Source organism: Caulobacter sp. 05T431, from assembly GCF_056665975.1.
Genome location: NZ_JBFTKU010000010.1, coordinates 1 through 21,651 on the forward strand (window position 1 = coordinate 1; position 21,651 = coordinate 21,651).

Annotated in this window: 17 protein-coding genes and 1 pseudogene; 6 read left to right on the plus strand and 12 right to left on the minus strand. The window is 69.3% G+C overall.

The features are described from left to right. Both AC1U89_RS10910 and rhaT read left to right on the plus strand, forming a co-directional pair. A pseudogene (locus AC1U89_RS10910) lies at window positions 1–244 on the plus strand (glucuronate isomerase); the annotation flags it as partial. Window positions 245–316: 72 nt separating this feature from the next. After that, the gene (gene rhaT / locus AC1U89_RS10915; RefSeq protein WP_479899726.1) at window positions 317–1,411 is read left to right on the plus strand and encodes an L-rhamnose/proton symporter RhaT; all 1,095 of its coding nucleotides are present in this window, start codon (window positions 317–319) and stop codon (window positions 1,409–1,411) included. Between the two features lies 1 nt (window position 1,412). On the opposite strand, the gene AC1U89_RS10920 is transcribed toward rhaT, so the two are convergent. Together AC1U89_RS10920 and AC1U89_RS10925 are read right to left on the minus strand one after the other, a co-directional pair. Beyond that, window positions 1,413–2,201, minus strand: coding sequence for an IclR family transcriptional regulator (locus tag AC1U89_RS10920; protein WP_479899727.1), 789 nt, complete (start codon window positions 2,199–2,201; stop codon window positions 1,413–1,415). Between the two features lie 114 nt (window positions 2,202–2,315). Beyond that, complete coding sequence (locus tag AC1U89_RS10925) at window positions 2,316–2,711, minus strand: hypothetical protein (protein WP_479899728.1); 396 nt, start codon at window positions 2,709–2,711, stop codon at window positions 2,316–2,318. Between the two features lie 154 nt (window positions 2,712–2,865). On the opposite strand from AC1U89_RS10925, the gene AC1U89_RS10930 reads away from it, so the two are divergent. Beyond that, window positions 2,866–3,060, plus strand: a complete 195-nt coding sequence (locus tag AC1U89_RS10930) for a hypothetical protein (RefSeq protein WP_479899729.1) — start codon at window positions 2,866–2,868, stop codon at window positions 3,058–3,060. A 45-nt stretch (window positions 3,061–3,105) separates the two neighbouring features. Here AC1U89_RS10930 and AC1U89_RS10935 read toward each other — a convergent pair whose 3' ends face one another. Then, window positions 3,106–3,831 carry a glutathione S-transferase family protein gene (locus tag AC1U89_RS10935; RefSeq protein ID WP_479899730.1) on the minus strand — a complete coding sequence of 242 codons (726 nt, stop codon included), beginning with the start codon at window positions 3,829–3,831 and terminating at the stop codon, window positions 3,106–3,108. A gap of 137 nt (window positions 3,832–3,968) precedes the next feature. Here AC1U89_RS10935 and AC1U89_RS10940 point away from each other — a divergent pair, with 137 nt between their 5' ends. Continuing rightward, window positions 3,969–4,691 carry a helix-turn-helix transcriptional regulator gene (locus tag AC1U89_RS10940; RefSeq protein WP_479899731.1) on the plus strand — a complete coding sequence of 241 codons (723 nt, stop codon included), beginning with the start codon at window positions 3,969–3,971 and terminating at the stop codon, window positions 4,689–4,691. Here the strand turns inward: AC1U89_RS10940 and AC1U89_RS10945 are convergent. The 4 genes from AC1U89_RS10945 to AC1U89_RS10960 form a co-directional block, all read right to left on the minus strand. After that, complete coding sequence (locus AC1U89_RS10945) at window positions 4,688–5,101, minus strand: hypothetical protein (protein ID WP_479899732.1); 414 nt, start codon at window positions 5,099–5,101, stop codon at window positions 4,688–4,690. The two genes, AC1U89_RS10940 and AC1U89_RS10945, sit on opposite strands and share 4 nt — an antisense overlap. Before the next feature lie 51 nt (window positions 5,102–5,152). Further along, window positions 5,153–6,133, minus strand: coding sequence for an alpha/beta hydrolase (locus tag AC1U89_RS10950; protein WP_479899733.1), 981 nt, complete (start codon window positions 6,131–6,133; stop codon window positions 5,153–5,155). 230 nt (window positions 6,134–6,363) lie between these two features. After that, complete coding sequence (locus AC1U89_RS10955) at window positions 6,364–7,170, minus strand: TrmH family RNA methyltransferase (RefSeq protein ID WP_479899734.1); 807 nt, start codon at window positions 7,168–7,170, stop codon at window positions 6,364–6,366. Between the two features lie 19 nt (window positions 7,171–7,189). Continuing rightward, entirely contained in the window at window positions 7,190–8,461 is a 1,272-nt protein-coding gene (locus tag AC1U89_RS10960) for an MFS transporter (protein ID WP_479899735.1), read from the minus strand. A 226-nt stretch (window positions 8,462–8,687) separates the two neighbouring features. Between AC1U89_RS10960 and AC1U89_RS10965 the strand changes: the two genes are divergently transcribed. After that, window positions 8,688–9,743 carry a LacI family DNA-binding transcriptional regulator gene (locus AC1U89_RS10965; RefSeq protein WP_479899736.1) on the plus strand — a complete coding sequence of 352 codons (1,056 nt, stop codon included), beginning with the start codon at window positions 8,688–8,690 and terminating at the stop codon, window positions 9,741–9,743. A 12-nt stretch (window positions 9,744–9,755) separates the two neighbouring features. On the opposite strand, the gene AC1U89_RS10970 is transcribed toward AC1U89_RS10965, so the two are convergent. From AC1U89_RS10970 to AC1U89_RS10980, 3 genes are all read right to left on the minus strand, one after another. Continuing rightward, window positions 9,756–11,051, minus strand: coding sequence for an MFS transporter (locus AC1U89_RS10970; protein ID WP_479899737.1), 1,296 nt, complete (start codon window positions 11,049–11,051; stop codon window positions 9,756–9,758). Continuing rightward, window positions 11,044–12,126, minus strand: a complete 1,083-nt coding sequence (locus tag AC1U89_RS10975) for a LacI family DNA-binding transcriptional regulator (protein ID WP_479899738.1) — start codon at window positions 12,124–12,126, stop codon at window positions 11,044–11,046. The genes AC1U89_RS10970 and AC1U89_RS10975 overlap by 8 nt, the downstream gene beginning before the upstream one ends. 252 nt (window positions 12,127–12,378) lie before the next feature. Further along, window positions 12,379–15,231 carry a TonB-dependent receptor plug domain-containing protein gene (locus tag AC1U89_RS10980; protein WP_479899739.1) on the minus strand — a complete coding sequence of 951 codons (2,853 nt, stop codon included), beginning with the start codon at window positions 15,229–15,231 and terminating at the stop codon, window positions 12,379–12,381. On the opposite strand from AC1U89_RS10980, the gene AC1U89_RS10985 reads away from it, so the two are divergent. After that, window positions 15,218–15,349, plus strand: coding sequence for a hypothetical protein (locus tag AC1U89_RS10985; RefSeq protein WP_479899740.1), 132 nt, complete (start codon window positions 15,218–15,220; stop codon window positions 15,347–15,349). The two genes, AC1U89_RS10980 and AC1U89_RS10985, sit on opposite strands and share 14 nt — an antisense overlap. A gap of 151 nt (window positions 15,350–15,500) precedes the next feature. On the opposite strand, the gene AC1U89_RS10990 is transcribed toward AC1U89_RS10985, so the two are convergent. Together AC1U89_RS10990 and AC1U89_RS10995 are read right to left on the minus strand one after the other, a co-directional pair. Then, window positions 15,501–18,551: a glycosyl hydrolase family 28-related protein gene (locus AC1U89_RS10990; protein ID WP_479899741.1), complete on the minus strand. Its 3,051-nt coding sequence runs from the start codon at window positions 18,549–18,551 to the stop codon at window positions 15,501–15,503. Window positions 18,552–18,622: 71 nt separating this feature from the next. Continuing rightward, window positions 18,623–21,628: a glycosyl hydrolase family 28-related protein gene (locus tag AC1U89_RS10995; protein WP_479899742.1), complete on the minus strand. Its 3,006-nt coding sequence runs from the start codon at window positions 21,626–21,628 to the stop codon at window positions 18,623–18,625. Between the last annotated feature and the right edge of the window lie 23 nt (window positions 21,629–21,651).

Consider the following 21,651-nt stretch of genomic DNA (forward strand, 5'->3'; position numbering starts at 1 on the left):
GCCGGCCGGCTTCTACAACACCGTCGGCTTCAACGACGACACCCGCGCCTTCCTCTCCATCCCCGCCCGCCACGACGTGGCCCGCCGCGTCGACAGCGCCTTCCTGGCCCGCATGGTCGCCGAGCACCGCATGGACGAGGTCGAGGCCGCCGAGCTCATCGTCGACCTCACCTACACCCTGCCCAAACGCGCCTACAAACTCGACCAACGGCCCCAATGGGCACGGCCCGTCGCGGCGGCTTGACGCTCAAACTCCAAACTATAAGATATTATTCCATAATGTGAGACTTTAGATCTCGCTGGAGGGGACGACGCCATGACACCCAACCCGCTGCTCGGCGTGCTGTTTCACTGGTTGGGCGGGCTGTCGTCCGCCAGCTTCTACGTCCCCTATCGCGGGGTCCGCCGGTGGTCGTGGGAGATCTTCTGGCTGACCGGCGGGATCTTCAGCTGGTTGCTGGCCCCCTGGCTGTTCGCTTCGATCCAGACCCACGACCTGCTGGGCGTGATGGCCCAAGTCCCGCCGAAGATCGTCGGCCTGTGCGTGATGTTCGGCGTGCTGTGGGGCTTCGGCGGCCTGACCTACGGCCTGACCATGCGGTATCTGGGCCTGTCGCTGGGCATGGCCGTGGTGCTGGGCCTGTGCACGGTGTTCGGCACCCTGGTCCCGCCGCTCGTCCGGGGCCAGTTCGGCGAGACCCTGCTGGGCACGCAGTCGGGGCGCATCATCCTGCTGGGCCTGCTGGTCACCCTGGCCGGCATCGTCGTGGTCGCCTGGGCCGGGGCCAAGAAGGACGCCGCTCTGTCGCCCGAACAGAAGAAGGCCGCCGTGGCCGAGTTCGACTTCAGGAAGGGCATCGCCGTGGCGGTGTTCTCGGGGATCATGTCGGCCTGCTTCGCCTTCGGCCTGTCGGCCGGCGAACCGATCAAGGCCCTGACCGCGGCGGCCGGCACCGGCCCGCTGTGGACCGGCCTGCCCACCCTGTGCCTGGTGATGTTCGGCGGCCTGATCACCAACGGCGTGTGGTGCGCCTGGCTGATCTTCAAGAACCGCAGCGCCGGTCAGTGGCTGGGCGCGGTCAGCCCCGCCGAGGCGGCCGACAAGCCCGAGGTCGCGGCGCTGAAGCGTTCGCCGTTGGCGGCCAACTACCTGCTGTGCGCGGTGGCCGGCACGGCCTGGTACTTCCAGTTCTTCTTCTACACGATGGGCGAGAGCCAGATGGGCCGGTTCGGCTTCTCCAGCTGGACCCTGCACATGGCCTCGATCATCATCTTCGGCACGCTGTGGGGTTTCGCTTTCCGCGAATGGAAGGACGCCCGTCCGGGGGTCAAGGCCATGGTCTGGACCGGCGTGGCCCTGCTGGTCGGCGCCACGGTGATCATCGGCTACGGCAACCGCCTCGGCGGCTAGCCTAGCTTTCCGGGGGGCTCAGCCGCGAGGGGTTGAAGCCCAGGGCCATGCCGATCTCCAGGGCCGCCGCGACCACCTGGGGGACCAGCTCGGCCATCCGCGCCTCGTCCATGTACTGCGGGACGCTGGACAGGCTGATGGCGGCGACGATCGCGCCGCTGGCGTCGCGGATCGGGGCGGCGATGCAGCGGATGCTGTCGCCGCCGTCCTCAAGGTGCAGGGCGTGGCCGGTCGTCCGCGCGGCCTCCATGTCGCGCCGGAAGGCGGCCGCCTGGGGCGCGTCCGGCGCGTCGGTGAACAGGGCCGCCCACCGTTCCGGCGGGGCGTCGATCAGCAGGGCGCGGCCCAGGGCCGTGTCGCGGATGCGGTTGCGGTCGCCCACCCGGTGGCGGATCTCCAGCCGGCGCCGGCCGGGAACCTGGGCGACATAGAGCACGTCGTCGCCGGACGGCGTCCCCAGGTTGGCCGCGTCCTGGGTCTCGGTCGCCAGGGCCGCCAGCACCGGCCGCGCCACCTCGGCCACGCCCAGCCGCTCGCTGGCCTGATGACCCAGCTGGACCAGCCGTCCGCCCAGCCGATAGTCGCGCCCGACGGCCGACAGCAGGCCGCGATCGACCAGGGCCGAGGCCAGGCGATGGGTGGTGCTGCGGGTCAGACCGACCCGCTCCTCGAAGGCCTTGAGGCTATGGGCGCCCTCGGCCACGGCTTCCAGGATGTCCAGAGCCCGATGCAGGGTCTGGCTGGCGCGATCCCCCGCGGCGGAGGCTTGGGGTGCGGCTGAATCCGACAAGGGCGCGTCCTATCCCGACTACGCTCTTAGATAGCATCGGAACGCCGATTCCGGCGATGGACTCTTGATGTCGCGGGACCGAAATCGTCGGGGTTTCCGGTCCCGCGGAACGTTCTATCGAGACGCCGCGTCCCAGGCGGCGACGCGGTAGCCGTTGGCGTCCAAACAGCGGTTCATGGCCGCCTTGTGGGCGTCGTCCTGGGCCATGCGCGAGGCCCGCGAGCCGCCCTTGGCCTTGTCATAGGGCACCTTGAGGATCAGGCCCGTGGCGCCTGGGTCCAGGTTGCGCGTCGTGGCGCTGTGCGACGACACGTCGAACCGGTCGGTCTTGCCCGCCCGCACCTGATCCCGGCACGAGGCGAAGGTGGTCGCGAAGGCCTTCTCGTCCGACGCCTTGCTTTCCAGGCGGGGCGAATAGCCGGTCCCGCCGCCGCCCATCATCGAGCAGGCGCCCAGGGCCGCGGCGCAGATCGTCGTGGCGGCGATCGTCAAGGTCTTGGAATAATTCATGGTCTCGTCCTCCCAGCAGCTTCGAAAAGCCCCGAGCTGTTAGGAGCGCGGCATGACGTCAACGGTTCCGCTTGCTCGGCCCGGCCCCAAGCTCCGCGTTGGGAACACCGGTCCCGCCCATCGGTTGTGAAAGGGGCAGACATGGAGGAACCCGATGTCCAAAGCCCCGCCCATCCCGCCCGAGCAACGGGCCTTCAAGGGCCAGAAGCCGCAGATCGAAGGCCAAGGCGGCCATGACGACCTGCAGTCGCCCGATCCCGGCAACGCCGACGTGAACCTCAAGGGGCAGGGTCGCCACGGCAACCTGGCGCAGAACACCAGCCACTCCGGCAACGTGCAGGACCGCTGATCTAGATCCGCTCATCCCGCCAATGCCGGGATGAGCGGATGACGCCTACGCCGCCGCCCGCACCTCCGGCGCGAAGTCGGGATAGTAGCCCGCCATCATCCGCTCGGCGAAGGCCACCAGGTTGGGGAGGGCCTCGGCCCGACGGCGCAGCGGCGAGTCGAAGAACGGCGTCAGGATCTGGGCCAGCATGGCGAAGACGATGGCGTCGACGCTGGTGGGCCGGTGGCCCATCATGAACGACTTGTTCCCCAGCATCTCCGACAGGGCGTTCAGCGACCAGGCGCCCAGCTCGACGATCTCGTCGGGCGAATGGCGGCCCATGCCGACGGACTTCAGGGTGGTCTGCACCGTGTCCAGCAGGCCATCGATCGCGTCGGCCCGAGCCTCGCCCGGCATGCCGTCGAACCAGCGGGCCGGGCCCTTGGCGAAGTTGTCGTCGTCGAAGAACCGGAAGTGGCAGCTGGCCCAGCCCAGGTGGTTCTCGACCATCCGCTCGATCGCCCAGGCCTGACCGCGCTGGGCCTTGGTCAGGCCCGCATCCAGGTCGACGCCGTAGCTGCGCTCGATATAGGCGCGGATGAAGGTGGAGTCGGCGACCTTGATCCCGTCGTCGTCGATCCACGGCAGCTGGCCCTTGGGCGAGGTCTCCGGATGGGCCGGGACCTTCTCGTACCAGAGGCCCGCCATCTTCAGATGGATCTCGGTCTTGGTGACATAGGGGCTGCCCTCGGGCAGGCCGTAGGCGGGTCCGGCGCAGTAGAGCGTGATCATGGTGGTCTCTCCCTGTTGAGCGAGCCGCTTGGGCGGGCTTCCGAGCCGCCTCTGGAAGCCGCCGTGTTGCGACAATCGGACGCTACCGCCATCCTGCTGCCAGCATGCTGTCAGCATCGGTCGAGCACAGTGAAGCCATGAGACGCGCCGAACGCCTTTTCCAGATCATCCAGATCCTGCGCCGCAGCCGCCAGCCGGTGACGGCCGACGCCATGGCGTCCGAGCTGGAGACTTCCAAACGCAGCGTTTATCGCGACATCGCCGCCCTGATCGGCCAGAGGGCGCCCATCCGCGGCGAGGCGGGCGTCGGCTACGTGCTGGAGGCCGGATACGACATGCCGCCCCTGATGCTGACACCCGACGAGATCGAGGCCGCCGTGCTGGGGGCCCAATGGGTCGCCGGACGCGGCGATCCCGTCCTGGCCACGGCCGCCAACGACCTGATCGCCAAGATCGCCGCCGCCGTGCCCGAACAGCTGCGCCCCTACGTCCTGCAGCCGGCCACCGAGGCCTCGCGCGCCTGGAAGGCCCTGCCCGACGGGATCGACATCGCCCAGACCCGGGCCTGGATCCACGCCGGCCGCAAGATCCGCCTGGACTATCGCGACGAGAAGGGCGCGGTCAGCCAGCGCGTCGTCTGGCCGGTGACCGTGGGCTATCTGGAGACCGTCCGCCTGCTGATCGCCTGGTGCGAGCTGCGCAACGACTTCCGCAACTTCCGCACCGACCGGGTCGAGCACGCCGAGTTCCTGGACGAACGCCACGGCCAGCGGCCCGGCGTGCTGCGGGCGAAATGGMAGCGGGCGCTGGAGGAGGAACGCAAGCGCTGGCGCGAGGCCAACGGCGGAAGCGGCTGCTAGCGCTTGGGCTCCAGGGTGGCCAGGATCTGCTCGCCCCTGCCATCGCAATTCCAGTCGGCCGAGACGATGCCCGTCTTGGGAGTGTAGAGGGCGCAGGCGTCCACCATCCCGTCGCCGTCGCGATCCGCGTAGAGATGGCGCTGGGTCAGGGCGCGGTAATCGCCCTTGCGGCTGTAGACCTTCGTCCGCCCCAGCGTCCAGACCATGGCCAGGGACTTCATCTCGACCCTCTCGCCGCCGAAGCCGCCCCAAAGCTTCAGACGCGTCTCGGCGAGATTGACGCCCAGGCGATCAGCGTCGGCGTGCTGGGTGTAGGACGGGAAGGTCGGCTTGGGCAGGCGGGCCCGAAGGTCGTCGACCGCCGCGGTCGAGGTCGTCGAGACGGCCAGCAGCGCGACAAGCACCATCATGGACAAAGCCCCCTACCCACGGTCCCGGCGAACACCATAACCACGGAAAACCTAGATTCCGTGACGTTTGGAGAAGGCCACGAACAGGTCCGGCCAGGCCGCCACCGTCTTGCCGGCGATCGAGCGCAGGCCGAAGCCGTGGCCGCCTTCCTCGAAGACGTGCATCTCGGCCGGGATCGCCTTGGCGCGCAGGGCGGTGAACATCATGATCGTGTTGGCCACCGGCACGGTCTTGTCGTCGGCGGCGTGGACCAGGATCACCGGCGGCTCGCGGCCGGTCACGGTCTGGTCGGGCGAATAGGCCGTGATCTGCTCCTCGGTCGGCGAAGCGCCCAGCAGCTGCTTGCGCGAGCCGGCGTGGACGGGGCCGTCGGCCATGGAGACCACCGGGTACATCAGGCAGGACAGGTCTGGACGGGCCGACAGGTCGTCGACCGCGTCGACACGGTCATAGACCTTGGCCTCGAAACGCACGGTCAGGCTGGCGGCCAGATGCCCGCCGGCCGAGAAGCCCATGATCGCCATGCGGGCGGGGTCGAAACCCAGGGTCTTGGCCTTCGAACGGGCCACGCGCAGGCCACGCTGGGCGTCCTGCAGCGGGGCGTCGGGACCCGCGCCCCAGCCGTCGCCGGGCAGGCGGTACAGCAGGACGAAGCAGGTGTAGCCGTGGTCGGCCAGCCAGCAGGCGGTCTCGAAGCCCTCCTTGTCGGTGACCACGCGCTCGTAGCCGCCGCCGGGCATCAGCACCACCGCCGCGCCGTTCGGCTTGGCCGGGCGGAACACGGTCAGGGTCGGCTTGCGGGTGTGGGTGACGGCGCGGTCGCGCAGGCCGCCGGCGACGGTGCGGTCGACCAGGGTCTMGACGGCGGTGACGCCGGCCGAGCCGGGCGGATCGCCGGGCCACAGGGGGAGGACTTCGGTGGGGTCCATCGGGGCTTTCGCAGGCTTGGTCTGGGCCGTGGCGGCGCTGGCCAGCAACGATGTCAGCAGGCCGCCCGTCAAGGTGGCCAGGGTTCCCCGGCGATTGAACAATGCGACCTCCCTAAGCGACGCGCGAGGACCCTAGGGCGGGGCTGCGGTCCGGGCAAGTCACCGGTGTCATTCCCCCAAACCGTCATCCTCGGACGTGTTCCGAGGATCCCTCGTTCAACCGCGAAGAAGGTCGATCCATTGAGCGGTGAGGCTGCGGATCAAGCAGAAACGGCAAACAGGCGGACAAAGGGGGTCCTCGGAACAAGTCCGAGGATGACGAGCCTGGGGTGTCAGGCCCCGGCGAACTTCAGGTGGTGCAGCACGATCCCGCTGGTGGTGGCCACGTTGAGGGAGTCGAAGCCGTTCGCCATCGGGATGCCGACGGTCCGCACGCGGTCCATCACCGCGCGCGATAGGCCCGGCCCTTCCGCCCCCAGCAGCACCGCGGCCCGGGCCGGCGGGTCCAGCCGCGCCAGGGTCTCGCCGGCGGCCGGGCTGAGGGCCAGGCCCTGGAAGCCGTGGCGTTCCAACAGGTCGACCACGTCCTCGCCCGGCGCCAGCCAGGCCGTGGGAACGCTCAKGGTCGCACCGATCGAGACCCGGATGGCCTTGCGGTAGAACGGATCGCAGCAGTCGCCGTCCAGGATCACCCCGTCGACGCCGAACGCGGCGGCGTTGCGGAAGATGCCGCCCAGATTGTCGTGGTTGGCGATGCCCATCAGCACCAGCACCACCGCGCGCGGCCCGGCGCGCGCCAGCAGCGCCTCGGCCGACAGCGGCGCGGGCTTCTCCCCTACCGCCAGGACGCCGCGATGCAGATGGAAGCCGGCGATGGCGTCCAGCGCGGCCTGGCCGACGACATAGACGGGCGCGTCCGCCGGCAGGCCGTCGAACACCTCGCCCAGCTTGTCGGCGCGCTTGCCGTCGATCAGCAAAGACTGGATCCGTTCGGGCGCGTCGCGGACGAAGGCGCGCAGCACCGTCTCGCCCTCGGCGATGAACAGCCCCTGGCGGCCGACTAGGTCGCGCTCCTTGATGTCGCGATAGGCCGCGACGCGCGGATCGTTCGGATCGTCGATGGGGATCAGGTCGGCCACGAGGCCCTCGAGTGAAGCGCTAACGCACGCCCCGTATCGGAAGGATGGCCAGACCGCCAGCCGCCGCGAGGCCCGCCGCCACCAGATAGAGGGCGTGATAGTTCACATGGGCCGGGCCAAGCACCCACATGGCCAGGATCGGGGCCATGGCCTGGGGCAAGGTGTTGGCCAGGTTGATCACCCCCAGGTCCTTGCCGGCGTCCTTCTGCGAGGGCAGCACCTGGCTGACCAGGGCGATGTCGACGGCGTAATAGCAGCCCACCGCGCAGCCGAAGATCACGAAGCCGGCCACCACCACCGGCCAACCGGGCACCATCGAGAACACGATCATCGCCCCGGCCAGGGTCAGGGCCGCGCCCGCCGCGAACAGCTTGCGGCGCCTCAGGCGGTCGGACAGCATCCCGCCCAGCATGCCGCAGGCGACGTTGGCGCAGGTGGCCACGGTTGTCAGCAGGGCCATTCCCTGCTCGGCGCGGCGGCCCGGGAACAGGTCGGGATAGTGCAGCGCGTCCTGCAGGTAGAACAGCATGTAGCACTGGGTCAGGGTGATCGCGACCAGCACCATGAACCGGCTGACCCAGGCCAGGGCGAAGTCGGGATAGGCCCGTGGATTGATCCAGAACCCGGCCAGGAACTCGCGCCAGTCGAACGGCGGCCGCTCGCCCGGCGGCAGCGGCGGGTCGTTCAGGGCCAGGGCGAAGGGGGCGACGGCGATCAGCAGCACGACGCCGATCGCGAAATAGCGCGAGGCCTCGCCGACCAGCAGGCCGCCCACCAGGATCGCCCCGGCCATGGCGCCGATCGGATGGCCCAGGCTGAGGAAGGCCGCCACCCTGCCCTTCTGGGCGTCGGGCACCCGGTCGGGCAGCACCGCCAGCAGGGCCGAGAACAGCAGGTTGAAGGCCAGTTGGAAGCAGACGACCCCGGCCATCAGGTGGACCGCGTTCTGGGCCATCATGATCAGGAAGTACGAGGCGACCGTGCCCAGGGCGCCGACCACCATCCACGGGCGCCGGCGGCCGAAGCGCGAGGTCGTGCGGTCGCTGATCGCGCCGGCCAGCAGGTTGGCGAAGCTGGCGGTGATCGAGCCCAGGATCGCGACCTGGCTCAGCACGACGGCCTTGTTGGCCGAATCGATGGCCTCGGCCTTCAGCGGCAGCAGCACCTGGAACAGGGGCATGAAACTGACATAGGCCCCGATCTGGGCCAGGGTGAAGGCGGCGATGAAGCTCGGCTTCACGGGTGTTGTCGGTCTTGCCCTGTCGATCCCGATCGCCTCCGCCGCTGTCATCACGCCTCCCCGTACACACGCGGTCTCCGCCACGATTGGCTCGGACACTGGCCTTCCGCGCGGGGGGACACAAGCCGCCAGAAGCGACAAAGCTCGCACTACGACGTTTGACAGCGCAATTTTTTCAGTCGGGAGCGTCGCCTTATGGCGCGCAGTTGCTCTAGGCTGCCCGAATGGAGATGAGTCCAAGCAAACTGGACCCACGAAGCGGGAGTTGGGCGAGCTGATGGCGTCGGTGACGATCTATGACGTTGCGGCGCGCGCCGACGTGTCGATCAAGACCGTCTCCCGCGTGATGAACAACGAGCCCAACGTGCGTCCGCAGATGCGCGAGCGCGTCCTGGAAGCGGCCGCCGCCCTGGGCTACGCGCCCAACCTGTCGGCCCGCAGCCTGGCCGGCTCGCGCTCGTTCGTGATCGCCGTCTTCGTCGACGCCTCGCTGACACTGGACCACTGGCGCAGCGAGCGCGGGTCGGACTACCTGCAGCGCATCCAGCTGGGCGCCACGGTCGAGACCCGCCAGGCGGGCTACCACCTGCTAGTGGAGCTGATCGACCACGACGGTCCCCGGGTGCGCCAGGAGGTCGGCGCCCTGCTGGCCGCCCTCAAGCCCGACGGCGTGATCCTGACCCCGCCCTCCTGCGACAACGAGGTGGTGCTGGAGCTGCTCAACAAGGCCGGCACGCCCTATGTGCGCCTGGGCCCGGAAAAGCCCGAGGGGCTGGGTCCGCGGGTGCACATGGACGACGTCGCCGCCGCTCGCGAGATGACCGAGCACCTGGCCGACCAGGGCCACACCCGCATCGGCTTCATCATGGGCGATCCGCGCTACGGCGCCGCCCCGGCCCGCCGCGAGGGCTACGTCGCCGCGATGAAGGCGCGCGGCCTGAAGGTGGACAGGGCCTGGATCCGCGACGGCGACTTCACCTTCGAGTCCGGGCACAAGGCCGCGAGCGCCCTGCTGGCCCTGCCCGACCGGCCCACGGCGATCTTCGCCTCGAACGACGACATGGCCCTGGGCGCCCTGGCGGCCGCGGCCGAGGCCGATCTGTCCGTCCCCGGCGACGTCTCGGTCGCGGGTTTCGATGACAGCCCTGTCTCGCGCCTCAGCCGCCCGCAGCTGACCACCATCCGCCAGCCGCTGGTCGAGATGTCGACCCTGGCGACCAAGATGCTGATCAGCGGGGTCKCCCGCAATTCCGGGACCGAGCAGCGACCGCGCGACGAGCTGCTGCCCTTCACCCTGATCCACCGGGCCTCGACGGCGGCGCCGAGGGGCTAGACGCGCCCGCGCTCAGCCGGCGGCGGCCCGCGCCTTCTCCAGCCGGCCCATGGCGTAGAAGATCAGCAGGCTGGTCACCACCAGCACGCCGGCCAGGGCCAGCATGGGCGCCAGGTTGCTGCCCGTCGCGTCGCGCACCATCGGCACCAGGTTCTGGGCGATGAAGCCGCCCAGATTGCCGATCGCGTTGATCGCCGCGATGCCGGCGGCGGCGCGCGGTCCGCTGAGGAAGCTGGGCGGCAGGCTCCAGAACACGGGCTGGGCCGAGAAGATGGCCGGGGCGGCGATGCACAGCATAGCGAACTTCAGCGCCGCGCCCGGCAGGACCACGCTCAGGGTCAGGGCGACCGCGGCCACCAGGCAGGGCCCGGCGATGTGCCAGGCGCTGGCGCCGTGGCGGGCGGCGTGGCGCGGCACGAACCACAGCGCGACCCCGACCAGGATCCAGGGGATGACGTTGATGAACCCATTGACAGTGTTGGAGACGCCGAACGACTTGACGATCGTCGGCAGCCAGTAGCTGAGGCCGTAGGCGCCCAGCGGCATGCCGATATAGAGGCCGGCCAGCAGCAGGACGCGCGGGTCGAAGATCGCCTTCCAGGCCCCGCGATGGTCATCGACCACCCCGCCCTTCTCGCCGTCCAGCACCCCTGCCAGCCAGGTCTTCTCGGCCTGGGGCAGCCAGCGGGCCTGGTTCGGGCCGTCTGGCAGGCGCCACAGGACATAGGGGGCCAGCAGCACGGCCGGGACGCCGGTGACCAGGAACACCCATTGCCAGCCCGCCAGGCCCAGCGTGCCGTCCAGGTCCAGCAGCAGACCGCCCACCGCCGCCCCGACGGCGTTGGCCAGGGCGCTGGCGATCATGAACAGCCCCACCATCCGCGCGCGGTGCGCCTGCGGGTACCAGAGGGTCAGGACGTAGAGCACGCCGGGAAAGAACCCCGCCTCGGTGACGCCCAGCAGGAACCGCAGGAGGTAGAACATCGTCGCGTTCTGGGTGAAGCCCAGCGCCAGGGTGACCAGGCCCCAGGTAAACATGATCCGCGCGAACCAGACCCGCGCGCCCACTCGGGCCAGGATCAGGTTCGACGGCGCCTCGAACAGGAAGTAGCCGATGAAGAACAGCGACGCGCCCAGGCCGTAGGCGGCCTCGCTGAGGCCCAGGGCCTGGACCATGTCCAGCTTGGCGTAGGACACGTTCTGCCGGTCGATATAGGCGATCAGGTACATCAGGCAGAACAGCGGCATCAGCCGCCGCGTCACCCGCCCGACCGTCGCGCGTTCCATGTCGGGGGACGGATCAGGCATGCGATGACCTCTCTTGAACTGTCGTGTCCGCGGCGGGGACGGCGCGTCCGGGCGGGGCGGCGGATTGGCGCTGGATCAGGGCGTGGTCCAGCACGTAGTCAGCGGGGGCCTTCGCGGACGGCTCGTTCGAGCGCAGGGCGCGCAACAGCCGGTCCAGCGCCACGGCCGCCATCTGGCGCACCGGCTGGCGCACGGTGGTGAGCGGCGGCCAAAGGGTGGTGGCGACGGTCGTGTCGTCGTAGCCGACGACAGTCAGGTCGGCCGGCACGTCGAGATGACGGCGGTGGGCCACCGAGACGGCCGCGGCGGCCATGTCGTCGTTGCTGGCGAAGATCGCGGTGGGCGGTCTCTCGGACTCCAGCAGCTGCTCGGCGGCGCACAGCCCCGAGGCGTAGGTGAAGGCGCCGGAGGCCAGGACCAGTTCGGCCCCCTCGACCGCCGCCACCGCCGCCCGCGCGCCCTCCAGGCGTTCGGCGCTGGAGGTCTGGTCGGGGTTGCCGGTGATGAAGCCGATGCGGCGATGACCGAGGTCCAGCAGGTGCCGGGTCAAGGCCTGGCTGGCCTGGCGGTCGTCGATGCGGACGTTGATCGCGTCGGCCGGCGGGCGTCCCGCGGCGACCACCGCGACGGGCAGGTTGGCGGCGCGGAGCACCTCGCGCACGATCACGCATTCGYCCAGCGGCGGGGCCAGGACTACGCCCTGGACGCCGGCGCCTAGCAGCCTCTGCAGCTCGTGCGGCGCCGGCGGCTGGCCGTTTTCGCCCCGCAGCAGGATCAGCCGCGCGCCGGCGCTGGTGGCCTCCTCGAACACGCCGATCAGGAAGTCGCTCATGAAGGCGGCGCTGGGGTTGGAATAGATGACCCCGATCCGCAGCTCRCCGGCCATGACCAGGTTGCGGGCGGCCAGGTTGGGCTCGTAGCTCAGTTCGCGGATCGCGGCCTGGACCGCCAGGCGCGTCGGCTCGCGGACCCGGGCGTCGCCGTGGATCACCCGCGACACCGTCATGCGCGAGACGCCGGCCAGTTGGGCGACGTCGACGAGGGTGGCGCCCCGGGCGCGCTCCGGCCTGTTCAAGGGACAACCTTCTTGGGGTCCGCCGACGCCGTGGCGACGCGGTGTTGGTCCGAGCGTCGAAGCCGTGACTCCGACGCCGGGCCATAGGGGCGTGACGCGTCCGATAAGGCAAGCGCCGGACGGTCCAGCTTCGAACGAGCGCTTCCCCCGGGGTCCCCGGCCGTCAAAAAAGTGCGCCCGGATCGACGCGGCCGAGGGGCCGTTTCGATCCGGGCGACGCCGCCCAGGGGGAGGTGGTGGAAGCGGCTCAAGTTAGAATTCGTAGCGAAGACCGACGTGGTAGAACCGGCCCAGCAGGTCGTAGAGCGCCGGGTTGGCGTCCAGGCCCGTATTGGTCTGCGGCGAGGGCGTCGGGTCCTTGTTGAACAGGTTGGAGACCTTGAAATAGGCCTTCAGACCGTCTCTGACCTCGTACGAACCGCTGAGGTCGACATAGGTCGCGCCCTTCATCCGGTTGTAGTCGATCGTCGGATAGTTGTTGTTGTCCGCCGCGCTTCTGCCGGTCGGGCAGCTGCCGGGGGCGCACTCGATGTACTGGCCGCCGATGACGCCGTCGCTGAACCAGCGCTCCTGCAGGCTGAGCATGAACCGGTCGGAGGTCCAGGTCTGGACGGCCAGCACCTTCCAGTCCGGCGTGTTGCCCGAATTCTGGCCCGCGCTGTCGATGACGGAGCCGCCGGGGAAGCCCTGATTGGTGACGTACTTGTGGACGTTCGTCGCCAGGGCGCGCAGGTCGAAGTGGCCCGGCACGCTGGGCATATCGAAGCGGTAGCTGGCTTCGATGTCGAAGCCGCTCGTCTTGATCGAGGCCAGGTTGAACACCTGGGCGGTCACGAACGGGGAAGGCTGGTTGAGGTTGAAGTTGCCGCAGTACTGCGTCAGGCCCGCATAGCAGAAGTTGACGACCTGCTGAGCGCTGAGGCTGGAGATGCCGCCGTTCAGCACGATGTTGTACCAGTCGACGGAGGCGCTGAAGCCCGGCAGCCACTGAGGGTTCGACAGGACGACGCCGAGCGAGACGTTCTTGGCGATTTCCGGTTTCAGGTTCGGATTGCCGATCACGTTCTGCAAGAGCGTCAGCGCGCCGGGTCCCGCGGGTTGACCCGCGGGGGGCGTGCCGTTGGAAGGGATGGTGAAGTTGGGCTGCGTCGTCGTGACCGGCGCGGCGAACAGCTCCGACAGGTTKGGCGCCCGCACGTCGCGCGAGGTGACCGCCCGCAGGCGGATCCCATCCAGCGGCGTGTCCCAGGTGCCGCCGACCTTCCAGGTATAGACGGTGCCCGAGGTGCTGTAGTCGGTCCAGCGGCCGGCCATGTTGAGGTTGGCCTTGCCGGCGGCTTCGGAGTCCACCAGCGGCACGTTCACTTCCGCATAGGCTTCCTTGACGCTGTATTTGCCGGCGCCCGAGTGATAGTTGCCCGCGAACCAGTTGTTGCCCAGGGTGTTCAGGATCGGGTCGGCCGGATAGTCGACGGTGTAGGGCGAGGCCGCCGAACCGTCGCCGTAGGGGTCGCCCTGGACATGGTACTGCTCGCGGCGATATTCGGCGCCGACGGCCAGCGAGATCGGGCCCGCCCAGCCCTGGATCGGCTCGCCGGTGACGTTGATGCTGGCCACGTCCTGCTTCTGGACCGAGTGCTGGTACGGGCCGTTCTTGGGCGTGATGTAGGCCAGGGCCGCGTCGCTGGGCGTCTGGCCGCCGAACACGTTGATCGGCTGGCACCCATTGGCCCGAGCGGTGGCGTCGGCGCAGACGATCTGGCCGTTCAGCAGGACCGCCTGGACGGCCTGCCGGTAGCGCGGGGTCAGCAGGATGTCGCGGACATGGATGTTCGTCGTGTTCTGGCCGTGCGTGTAGTAGGCGTCGTACGACCAGTCCTTGTCGAAGGCGTTGAACTTGCCGTCGGCGCCGATCACCGCGCGGACCTGGGTCCTGGTCGGATGGACCGAGATGTTCCTGGGCAGCAGCGCGTTGCTGGTGCCGAAGGTGAACTGGGTGATGCCGTTATTGGCGCAGGCCGTGACGACCGAGGCCGGCAGGTACGGGTTCGAGCACTGCAGCGTCAGGCCGGTCGTGGCCGCGCCCGGATTGGGCTGGTTGGCGCTCTCGACGCGGGCGACGTTCAGGGTGCCGTAGATCTCGTTGTTGTCGTCGATGTCGTAGGCGACGCGGGTATAGCCGTTCAGGCGCTTGATCTCGGACTGCAGCGACGTGCCGACGCCGACGTTGCCCGACAGATCGCCGCCGACGCAGAAGCCGCCGTTCGAGTAGCAGTTGGTCACGTTGCCGGCGGCGTTCTTAACCGGCACGCCGTTCGAGCCGTACTGGAACTGGAAGGGATTGCCGGCCTTGTCGAAGGCCGTGCCCTGCAGCGGCCCGGCGCTGATCAGGCCGTACTTGGTGTACTGATAGGCCTGGGCATGCTCGCGATAGAGGTATTGCGGCGAACCGTCGTTGGTGATCCCGCGATTGACCAGGGTGGCGGTCGTGTACCAGTCGCGGTCGCCGGGCGCGTCCTCGCCGAAGCCGCCAGCCGGGACGCCCTCCTCGTCATCGTATTCGCCGCTGAGCTGCACGTGCAGCTTGCCGCCCATGAAGGCCTTGCCGACCGCGACCTGGGCCAGGAACTGTTCGTTGTCGCCGTACGTGGTGACCCCGGCCGCGAAGTTCGACTTGAAGCCCTCGAAGTGCTTGTCGGTGATGAAGTTGACCACGCCGCCGACCGCGTCGGAGCCGTAGGAGGCAGAGGCGCCGCCGTTCACGACGTCGACGCGCTGGACCAGCAGCTGCGGGAACAGGCTGATGTCGGGGACGCCCGTGACGTTGGCCGGAACCACGCGCTGGCCGTCCAGCAGGGTCAGGGTCCGGATGGTGCCCAGGCCCCGCAGCGAGAACGAGCTCAGGCCCTGCTGGCCGCTCGAGGTGCTGAACGTGCCCGTCGTCGCGCCGGTCGACCCCTGCAAGGAGGGCAGCTGGGCGATGGTGGTGAAGACGTTCGGCTCGGCGTTGCGCTGCAGGTCCGCCTCGCCCAGAGCCTGGGTCGGCGTGGGGGCGGTGAAGCCGGTGGATTTGATGCGGCTGCCGGTGACGATGATCGTCTCCACCGTCGACGACTCCTGCGCGGCGGCAGGAGCCGGCGCGGACGGCGCCGTCTGGGCGCTGGCGGCGCCCGCCACCGCCATCAATGCGACCGCGCTCGTCGCGAACAAAGCGCTCAAATAGGACGGTCCCCCGCCGGTGCGACCAACACCACTCATCCTGCTGCTCCCTCTTTTCGTTGAGTCCATCGACCGATGGCCTTGAGGGAATTTGTCAGGCTAGCCGCGGGCAAACCATTAGACCATGGTCGTAGTCCCGGGCCGCGAGGGCGGCTTTACCGCCCCCGGACCGCGTAAAGCGCGTGGTGGGTCAGGATGAACAGGGTCCGCTTGTCCGTTCCGCCGAAGACCAGCTGCAGCGGCCGCTCGGGCACGTCGATGCGCCCCAGCGCCCGCCCGTCGGGGGCGTAGACGAAGACCTGGCCGTTGGCGACATAGACCCGCCCGTCGGGATCGGTCGCGACGCTCTCGCCGCCGCGATCGGCGAAGACCTTAAGGTCCGTCACCTCGCCGCCGGGGCCGACCAGGCCGCTGTAGGTCTTGTTCTCGGAGCTGTTGGCGACGAACACCCGCTGCCCCGGCTTGGCCGTGGTGAAGCCGTAGGTGTCCAGCGAATCCGAGAAGCGCAGGCCCCGGTAGTCGGGCGGCCCCTGCTGGAAGACGCGGTAGGCCGGCAAGGCCAGACTGCCGTCGGGCGACACGTATTCCTTGGCCTTCGGCAGCGCCATGTCGCGGGCGAACAGCTGGGCCAGGGTCGTGAACTGGTAGGTCTCCGGATCCAGCTGGTCCTTGAACTCTGCGTTGTTCCACCAGTTGACCGGCAGCACGGTCGCCGCCTGCGGATGGTCGGCCGCCGGGGTCGGCGCGATGACCGTGACCTCGGTGTCGGGGCCGCCCGGCTTGAAGCTGTAGACCGTGCCGTCGCGGCCGTCGGACGACAGGACAAGCAGATTACCCGAGCCGTCGACGGCCAGGTTGATTGGATCCAGCGTGTTGTCGCGCACGATCGACAGCTTGCGCGCGTCCGACCAGCTGTAGATGCGCTGGTGGCGGCGGTCGGTGAAGTAGAGCGTCCCGGCCGCGTCCACGGCGCCGCCGCCCAGCGAGAAGAAGCCCTCGCCCAGCTTCTCGACCCGGGCCCCGGCGGGGAAGATCGAGGGCGTGACCGGCGACGGATTAGCGGTCAGGTCCAGCACCGCGAACTGCCGCTCGCGCGCCTCCAGCCCGCTGGTGACGTCGAGGATGGCGTTCTCGTAGGGGTACTTGGTCAGCCGCAGGAAGGTGGCGCAGCCGTTCTCGTCGCAGGTGCTGAAACCGCTTTCGCCGTTCACCGCCACGTTGCGGAAGCGGATGTTTTCCGAGTTGTAGACCCTGACCGCCGCGGCCGCCGGCCGCCGCGTCCGGGTKACGCGATAGCCGTGATAGTTGGCCACCAGGATGTCGCGCGAGTCGCGGATCTCCAGCGAGACGGTGTCCTCGCCCTCCCCGGCCTCCTCCTCGGTCTGCGGCGCCAGGAGCTCCCAATTGGCCACACGGTTGAGGCTGATCTCTGTGCGCACATGGTGCTCGACCGAGGCCTGGTAGATGTGGCCGGGTGTCTGCGTGTCCGACACGTAGATGCCCGAATAGGCGTAGGTGCTGGGGCTCCAGATGTTGGCGAAGGTCCCGCCGCCGCCGTTGGTCACCCACAGGCTGGGATACTGGCCCGCCCAGCGCTTGGCCGGATCGGCGTCGGCCGTGGCGTTGGCGTTGTAGGGGTTGAACCGCGAGCCGTCGTAGAGGTCGGTGCCGTGGCCGCCCTGGAACTTGACGTCGTCGACCAGCGAATTGGCGCCGGCCGTCCACAGCAGGGCCGTGGCGCGGGGGTTGATCCCACTGGTGTTGAGCCCCAGGCCGAAGACGATGTTGTCGCCCTTGTCCGCCGAGGCGACCAGGGCCTTGGGCGCGCCGGCGCCCTGGTAGCCTTCGGTGCGGTCGGGCAGCACGATCTGGGTGAGGCTGGGGTGCAGGCCGATCAGCACCGTGTCCGGCCGAAGCTTCAGGGTGTCGGCGACGCGGTAGAAGCCGGTCGGGAAATAGACCACGCGATGGGTGTCGATCGCCTTCTGGATCGCGGCGGTGTCGTCGGTCGCGTTGTCGCCCCTGGCGCCCAGCGTGCGCACGTTCACCCAGTCGGCGACAGCCGGCAGGGCGCGGATCGCCGGGGCGCGCCGCGCGGGCAGGCCCGGGATCGCCGCGGCCTTCATCTCGGTCTTGTAGGCGCCCACCTGGCCCAGGCCCGGCAGGGTCAGGCCGTGGGTGAACGACGAAACCCGATAGGCCTTGCCCTTGCCCCCCACTGGGCCCGCCTCGGTCTTGCCGCTGTCGCGGAAGCGGGCGAACACCGGGGTGTTGGAGGCCACGGCGTTGTMGAAGCCGACCTGGGTGTAGACGTTGTTCTCGTTGGAGATCACGACTCCGGCCTTGGAGACATTCTCGAAGCGGACGTCCTTGCCCCACAGCCAGTCGCCATAGCCGCGGTCGATCTCGATGCCGACCGGCGTGTCGCGCAGGGCGACATTGACCAGGGTCAGGCCCGCCTCGTGCTCGCGGATCGCCGCGTCGCGCTGGCCCTCGAAGGTGGAGTCCAGCAGCACGAAGCCCCAGGCGGGCGACGTCTTCTCGGCCAGGATGCCGTAGCGCCCGCCCTTGAAATGCAGGTCCTCGGCCTCGTTGCCGACCTGGTAGAGGCCCGCCAGGCCCGAGCCGATGTCGAACTCCATATGGCTGACGAAGGCGTGCTGGGCGGCGTGGAAGCGGATCGCCGTCGCGGCCGGATTGCCGTCGCCGATCTTGAAGTCGATGTTGGCCATCGCGCTGTAGAAGGTGCCCGAATTGGCGTCGGGGATGTCCTTGTCGAAAGGCACGCTGCCCGGGACYGGGAACGGCACGCGGCGGGCCGGGTCGCGCTTGGCCCCGGCGAAGATCACCATGTTGGCCACGCCCTTCTGGAAGCCCGGCGTCCTGTCGCCCAGCTCGATCACCGGACGCGTGGCGCCGACCCCGAACACCCGCACGCCCGGCCACAGGAACAGCGTCTTGCTGATGCGGTAGCGGCCGGACGGCAGGAAGACCACGCCGCCGCCGGGCTTGGCCGCGGCGGCGTCGATCGCCGCCTGCAGGGCGGCGGTGTCGTCGGCGCGGCCGTCGCCCTTGGCCTTGACCACCACGGCGGCGGGATCGTCGGGCGCGGTCGCGAAGACCGAGACCGAAGCCCAGGCCGGTCCGCCCGCCATCATGGCCAGAGCGATCGAAGCCGCGCTTGCCGCGCCGAGCCAGGTCTTCATCTCGATACTCCCGAATGCAGTGCGACAGTCGGGCCAGCGCCCCCGCCCCGTTTTATAGCGTCCGTCGTCCCCTACGGCGTCACCGCATAGAGCGAATGATGGGTCAGGACGAACAGCGTCCGCTTGTCCGGCCCGCCGAAGATCAGCTGCAGCGGCCGCTCGGGCACGTCGATCCGGCCGGCCGGCTTGCCGTCGGGCCCGTACTGGAAGATCTGGCCGTTGGCGACGAACACCCGGCCCTGGCCGTCCACCGCGACGCTCTCGCCGCCGCGATCGGCGAACACCTTCAGGTCGGTCAGCGTCCCGCCGGGGCCGACCAGGCCGCTGTAGGTCTTGTTCTCCKAGCCGTTGGTGACGAAGACCCGCTCGCCGACCGCGCCGCCGATCAGGCCGTTGGCCTGCAGGCTGTCGGCCCAGCGCCAACCGACATGGTCGGGCGGTCCCTGCTGCCACACCCGGAAGGCGGGCAGAGACAGGCTACCGTCGGGCGAGACGTACTCCTGGGCCTTGGGCGCGCCGACGTCGCGGGCGAACATCTGGGCCAGGGTGGTGAACTGGTCGGTGGCCGGATCGTACTGGTCCCGGAACTCGCCGTTGTTCCACCAGTTGACCGGCAGCAGGGTTCTGGCGCCCGAGCGGGCCGCCGCCGGCGTCGGGGCGATCATCGTCATCTGGTCCTTGGGAGCGTCCGGATCGATCGAATAGACGCTGGCCTGCGGGCCGTAGGACGACACCACCAGCAGCTTGCCCGAGCCGTCGATCGCCAGGTTGGTCGGGTCCAGCGACTGGTCGCGAACCACCTCCAGCCCCTTGGCCGCCGTCCAGCGGTAGATCCGCTGGAAGCGTTTCTCGATGAAGTACAGCGCGCCGTCCGCGCCGACCGTGGCGCCGGAGATCGACCAGAAGCCGGTCTCCAGCTTCCTGACCTTCGGGTCGGCGGCCGTAGCGACGGGCGAGGGATCGCCGGCGACGTCCAGCACCGCGAACTCCCGTTCGCGGACCTCCTGCTTGCGGGTCCTGTCCTGGATGGCGTTCTCGAACGGGTACTTGCTGGCCCGCAGATAGGTGCCACAGCCGATCTTGTCGCAGAGGGCCACGCCGCTCTCGGCGTTGATATGGACGTTGCGGAAGCGGATGTCGGCGGAATTGAACAGCTTCACCGCCGTCTCGGCCGGGTGGTACGACCGTGTGACCCGATAGCCGTGGTAGTTGGCGAACAGGATGTTGCGCGAGTTGCGCACCTCCAGCGAGACGGCGTCGGGGCCATCGCCGACCTCTTGCTCGGTCTGGGGCGCCAGGAATTCCCAGTTCTCGACATTGTMGAGCACGAACTCGTTGCGCACGTGGTGCTCGACCGAGACCTCGTAGATGTGGCCGGGCGTCTTGGTGTCGCTGATGTAKAAGCCGGCCGAGGCGAAGGTGTTGGGGCTCCAGACGTTGGCGAAGGTCCCGCCGCCGCCGTCGGTGACCCAGATGCTGGGGTATTGGCCGTCCCAGCGCCCGTCCGCCACCGGGTCGCCGCTGCGGGCCTGCAGCGCGCCCAGCGGCTTGCCGTCCATGGTGGGCGTGCCGCCGCCGCCCATGATCTTGACGTCGGTCACCTGCGAGGTCGCGCCCGACCGCCACAGCAGGGCCGAGGCGCGCGGATTGACCCGCCCCGTGAAGATGCCGATCCCCGCCAGCAGGTTGTCGCCGCCCTTGGGCGTTTCAACCACCGGCGCGACCGGCCCGACGCCGGCGTGGCGCGGATTGTCGTCGGGGATCACCAGCTGGGTCATGGCCGGATGCAGGCCGATCAGCACGGTGTCGGGCCGCAGCTTCAGGGTGTCGGTGACCTTGTAGAAGCCGATCGGCAGGTAAAGCACGCGATGGGTGTCGATGGCCTTCTGCAGGGCGGCGGTGTCGTCGCTCGCGCCGTCGCCCTTGACGCCCAGGGTCTTGACGTTGGTCCAGTCGGCGACCGGCGGCAGAGCGCGCAGGGCCGGAGCGGACGTCGCCGGCAAGGCCTTCAGCGGCGTCACGTCGGCGACCGTCTTGAACTCGCCCATCTGGCCCAGGCCCGGCAGGGTCAGGCCGTAGGTGAACGAGGCCACCTTGTAGGCGCGTCCCTTGCCGGCCACGGTCTTGCCGCTGTCGCGGAAGCTCGCGAACACCGGGGTGTTGCTGGCCACGGCGTTGTCGAAGCCGATCTGGGTGAAGACGCTGTCCTCCGCCGAGATCACGACCCCGGCCTTGGAGACGTTCTCGAACCGGACGTTCTTGCCCCACAGGCTGTCGCTGTAGCCACGGTCGATGTCGACGCCCACCGGCGTGTTCCTGATGGCCACGTTGACCAGGGTCAGGTCGACCTCGTGCTCGCGAATCGCCGCGTCGCGCTGGCCGTCGAAGCTGGAGTCGATCAGGGTGAACTGCCAGGCCGGCGAGGTCTTCTCGGTGACGATGCCGTAGCGGCCGCCCTGGAAGTGGACGTCCTCCATGATGTTGCCGGCCTGGTAGACACCGGCGAAGGCCGAGCCCAGGCGGAAGTTCATGTGGCTGAGGAAGGCATGCTGGGCCATGCGGAAGCGCACGCCCGCCGCCGCCGGATTGCCCTCGCCGATCTCGATGTCGACGTTGGCCATCGACGAATAGAAGGTACCCGAATTGGCGTCGCGCACCTTGTCGGTCGGCGGGACCACCGTCGACACCGGCACCGGGATCTCGCCGACCTGGTACTGGTCGCCGCCCGTGAACACGATCATCGTGCCCACGCCCTTCTGGAAGCCCGGCGTGTTCGGGGCCAGCACCAGGACCGGCCGGGTCGCGCCGACACCGAAGACCCGCACGCCCGGCGGCACCAGGATCGTGCGGCTCAGGCGATAGCGGCCCGACGGCAGGAAGACCAGGCCGTGGCCGGTGGGATCGCGCGCGGCGTCGATGGCCTTTTGAAGGGCGTCGGTGTCGTCGGCTCGGCCGTCGCCCACGCCCTTGACGGTGATCGCGCGGGGATCGTCGGGCGCTGTGAGCAGGATGGAGCCGGTGGAGGCCAGGGCCGGGGTCGAAACCCCCAGGAACGCCGCCAGAAGGACCGCTCTCATGCCACTCTCCTCACCCTAATCCC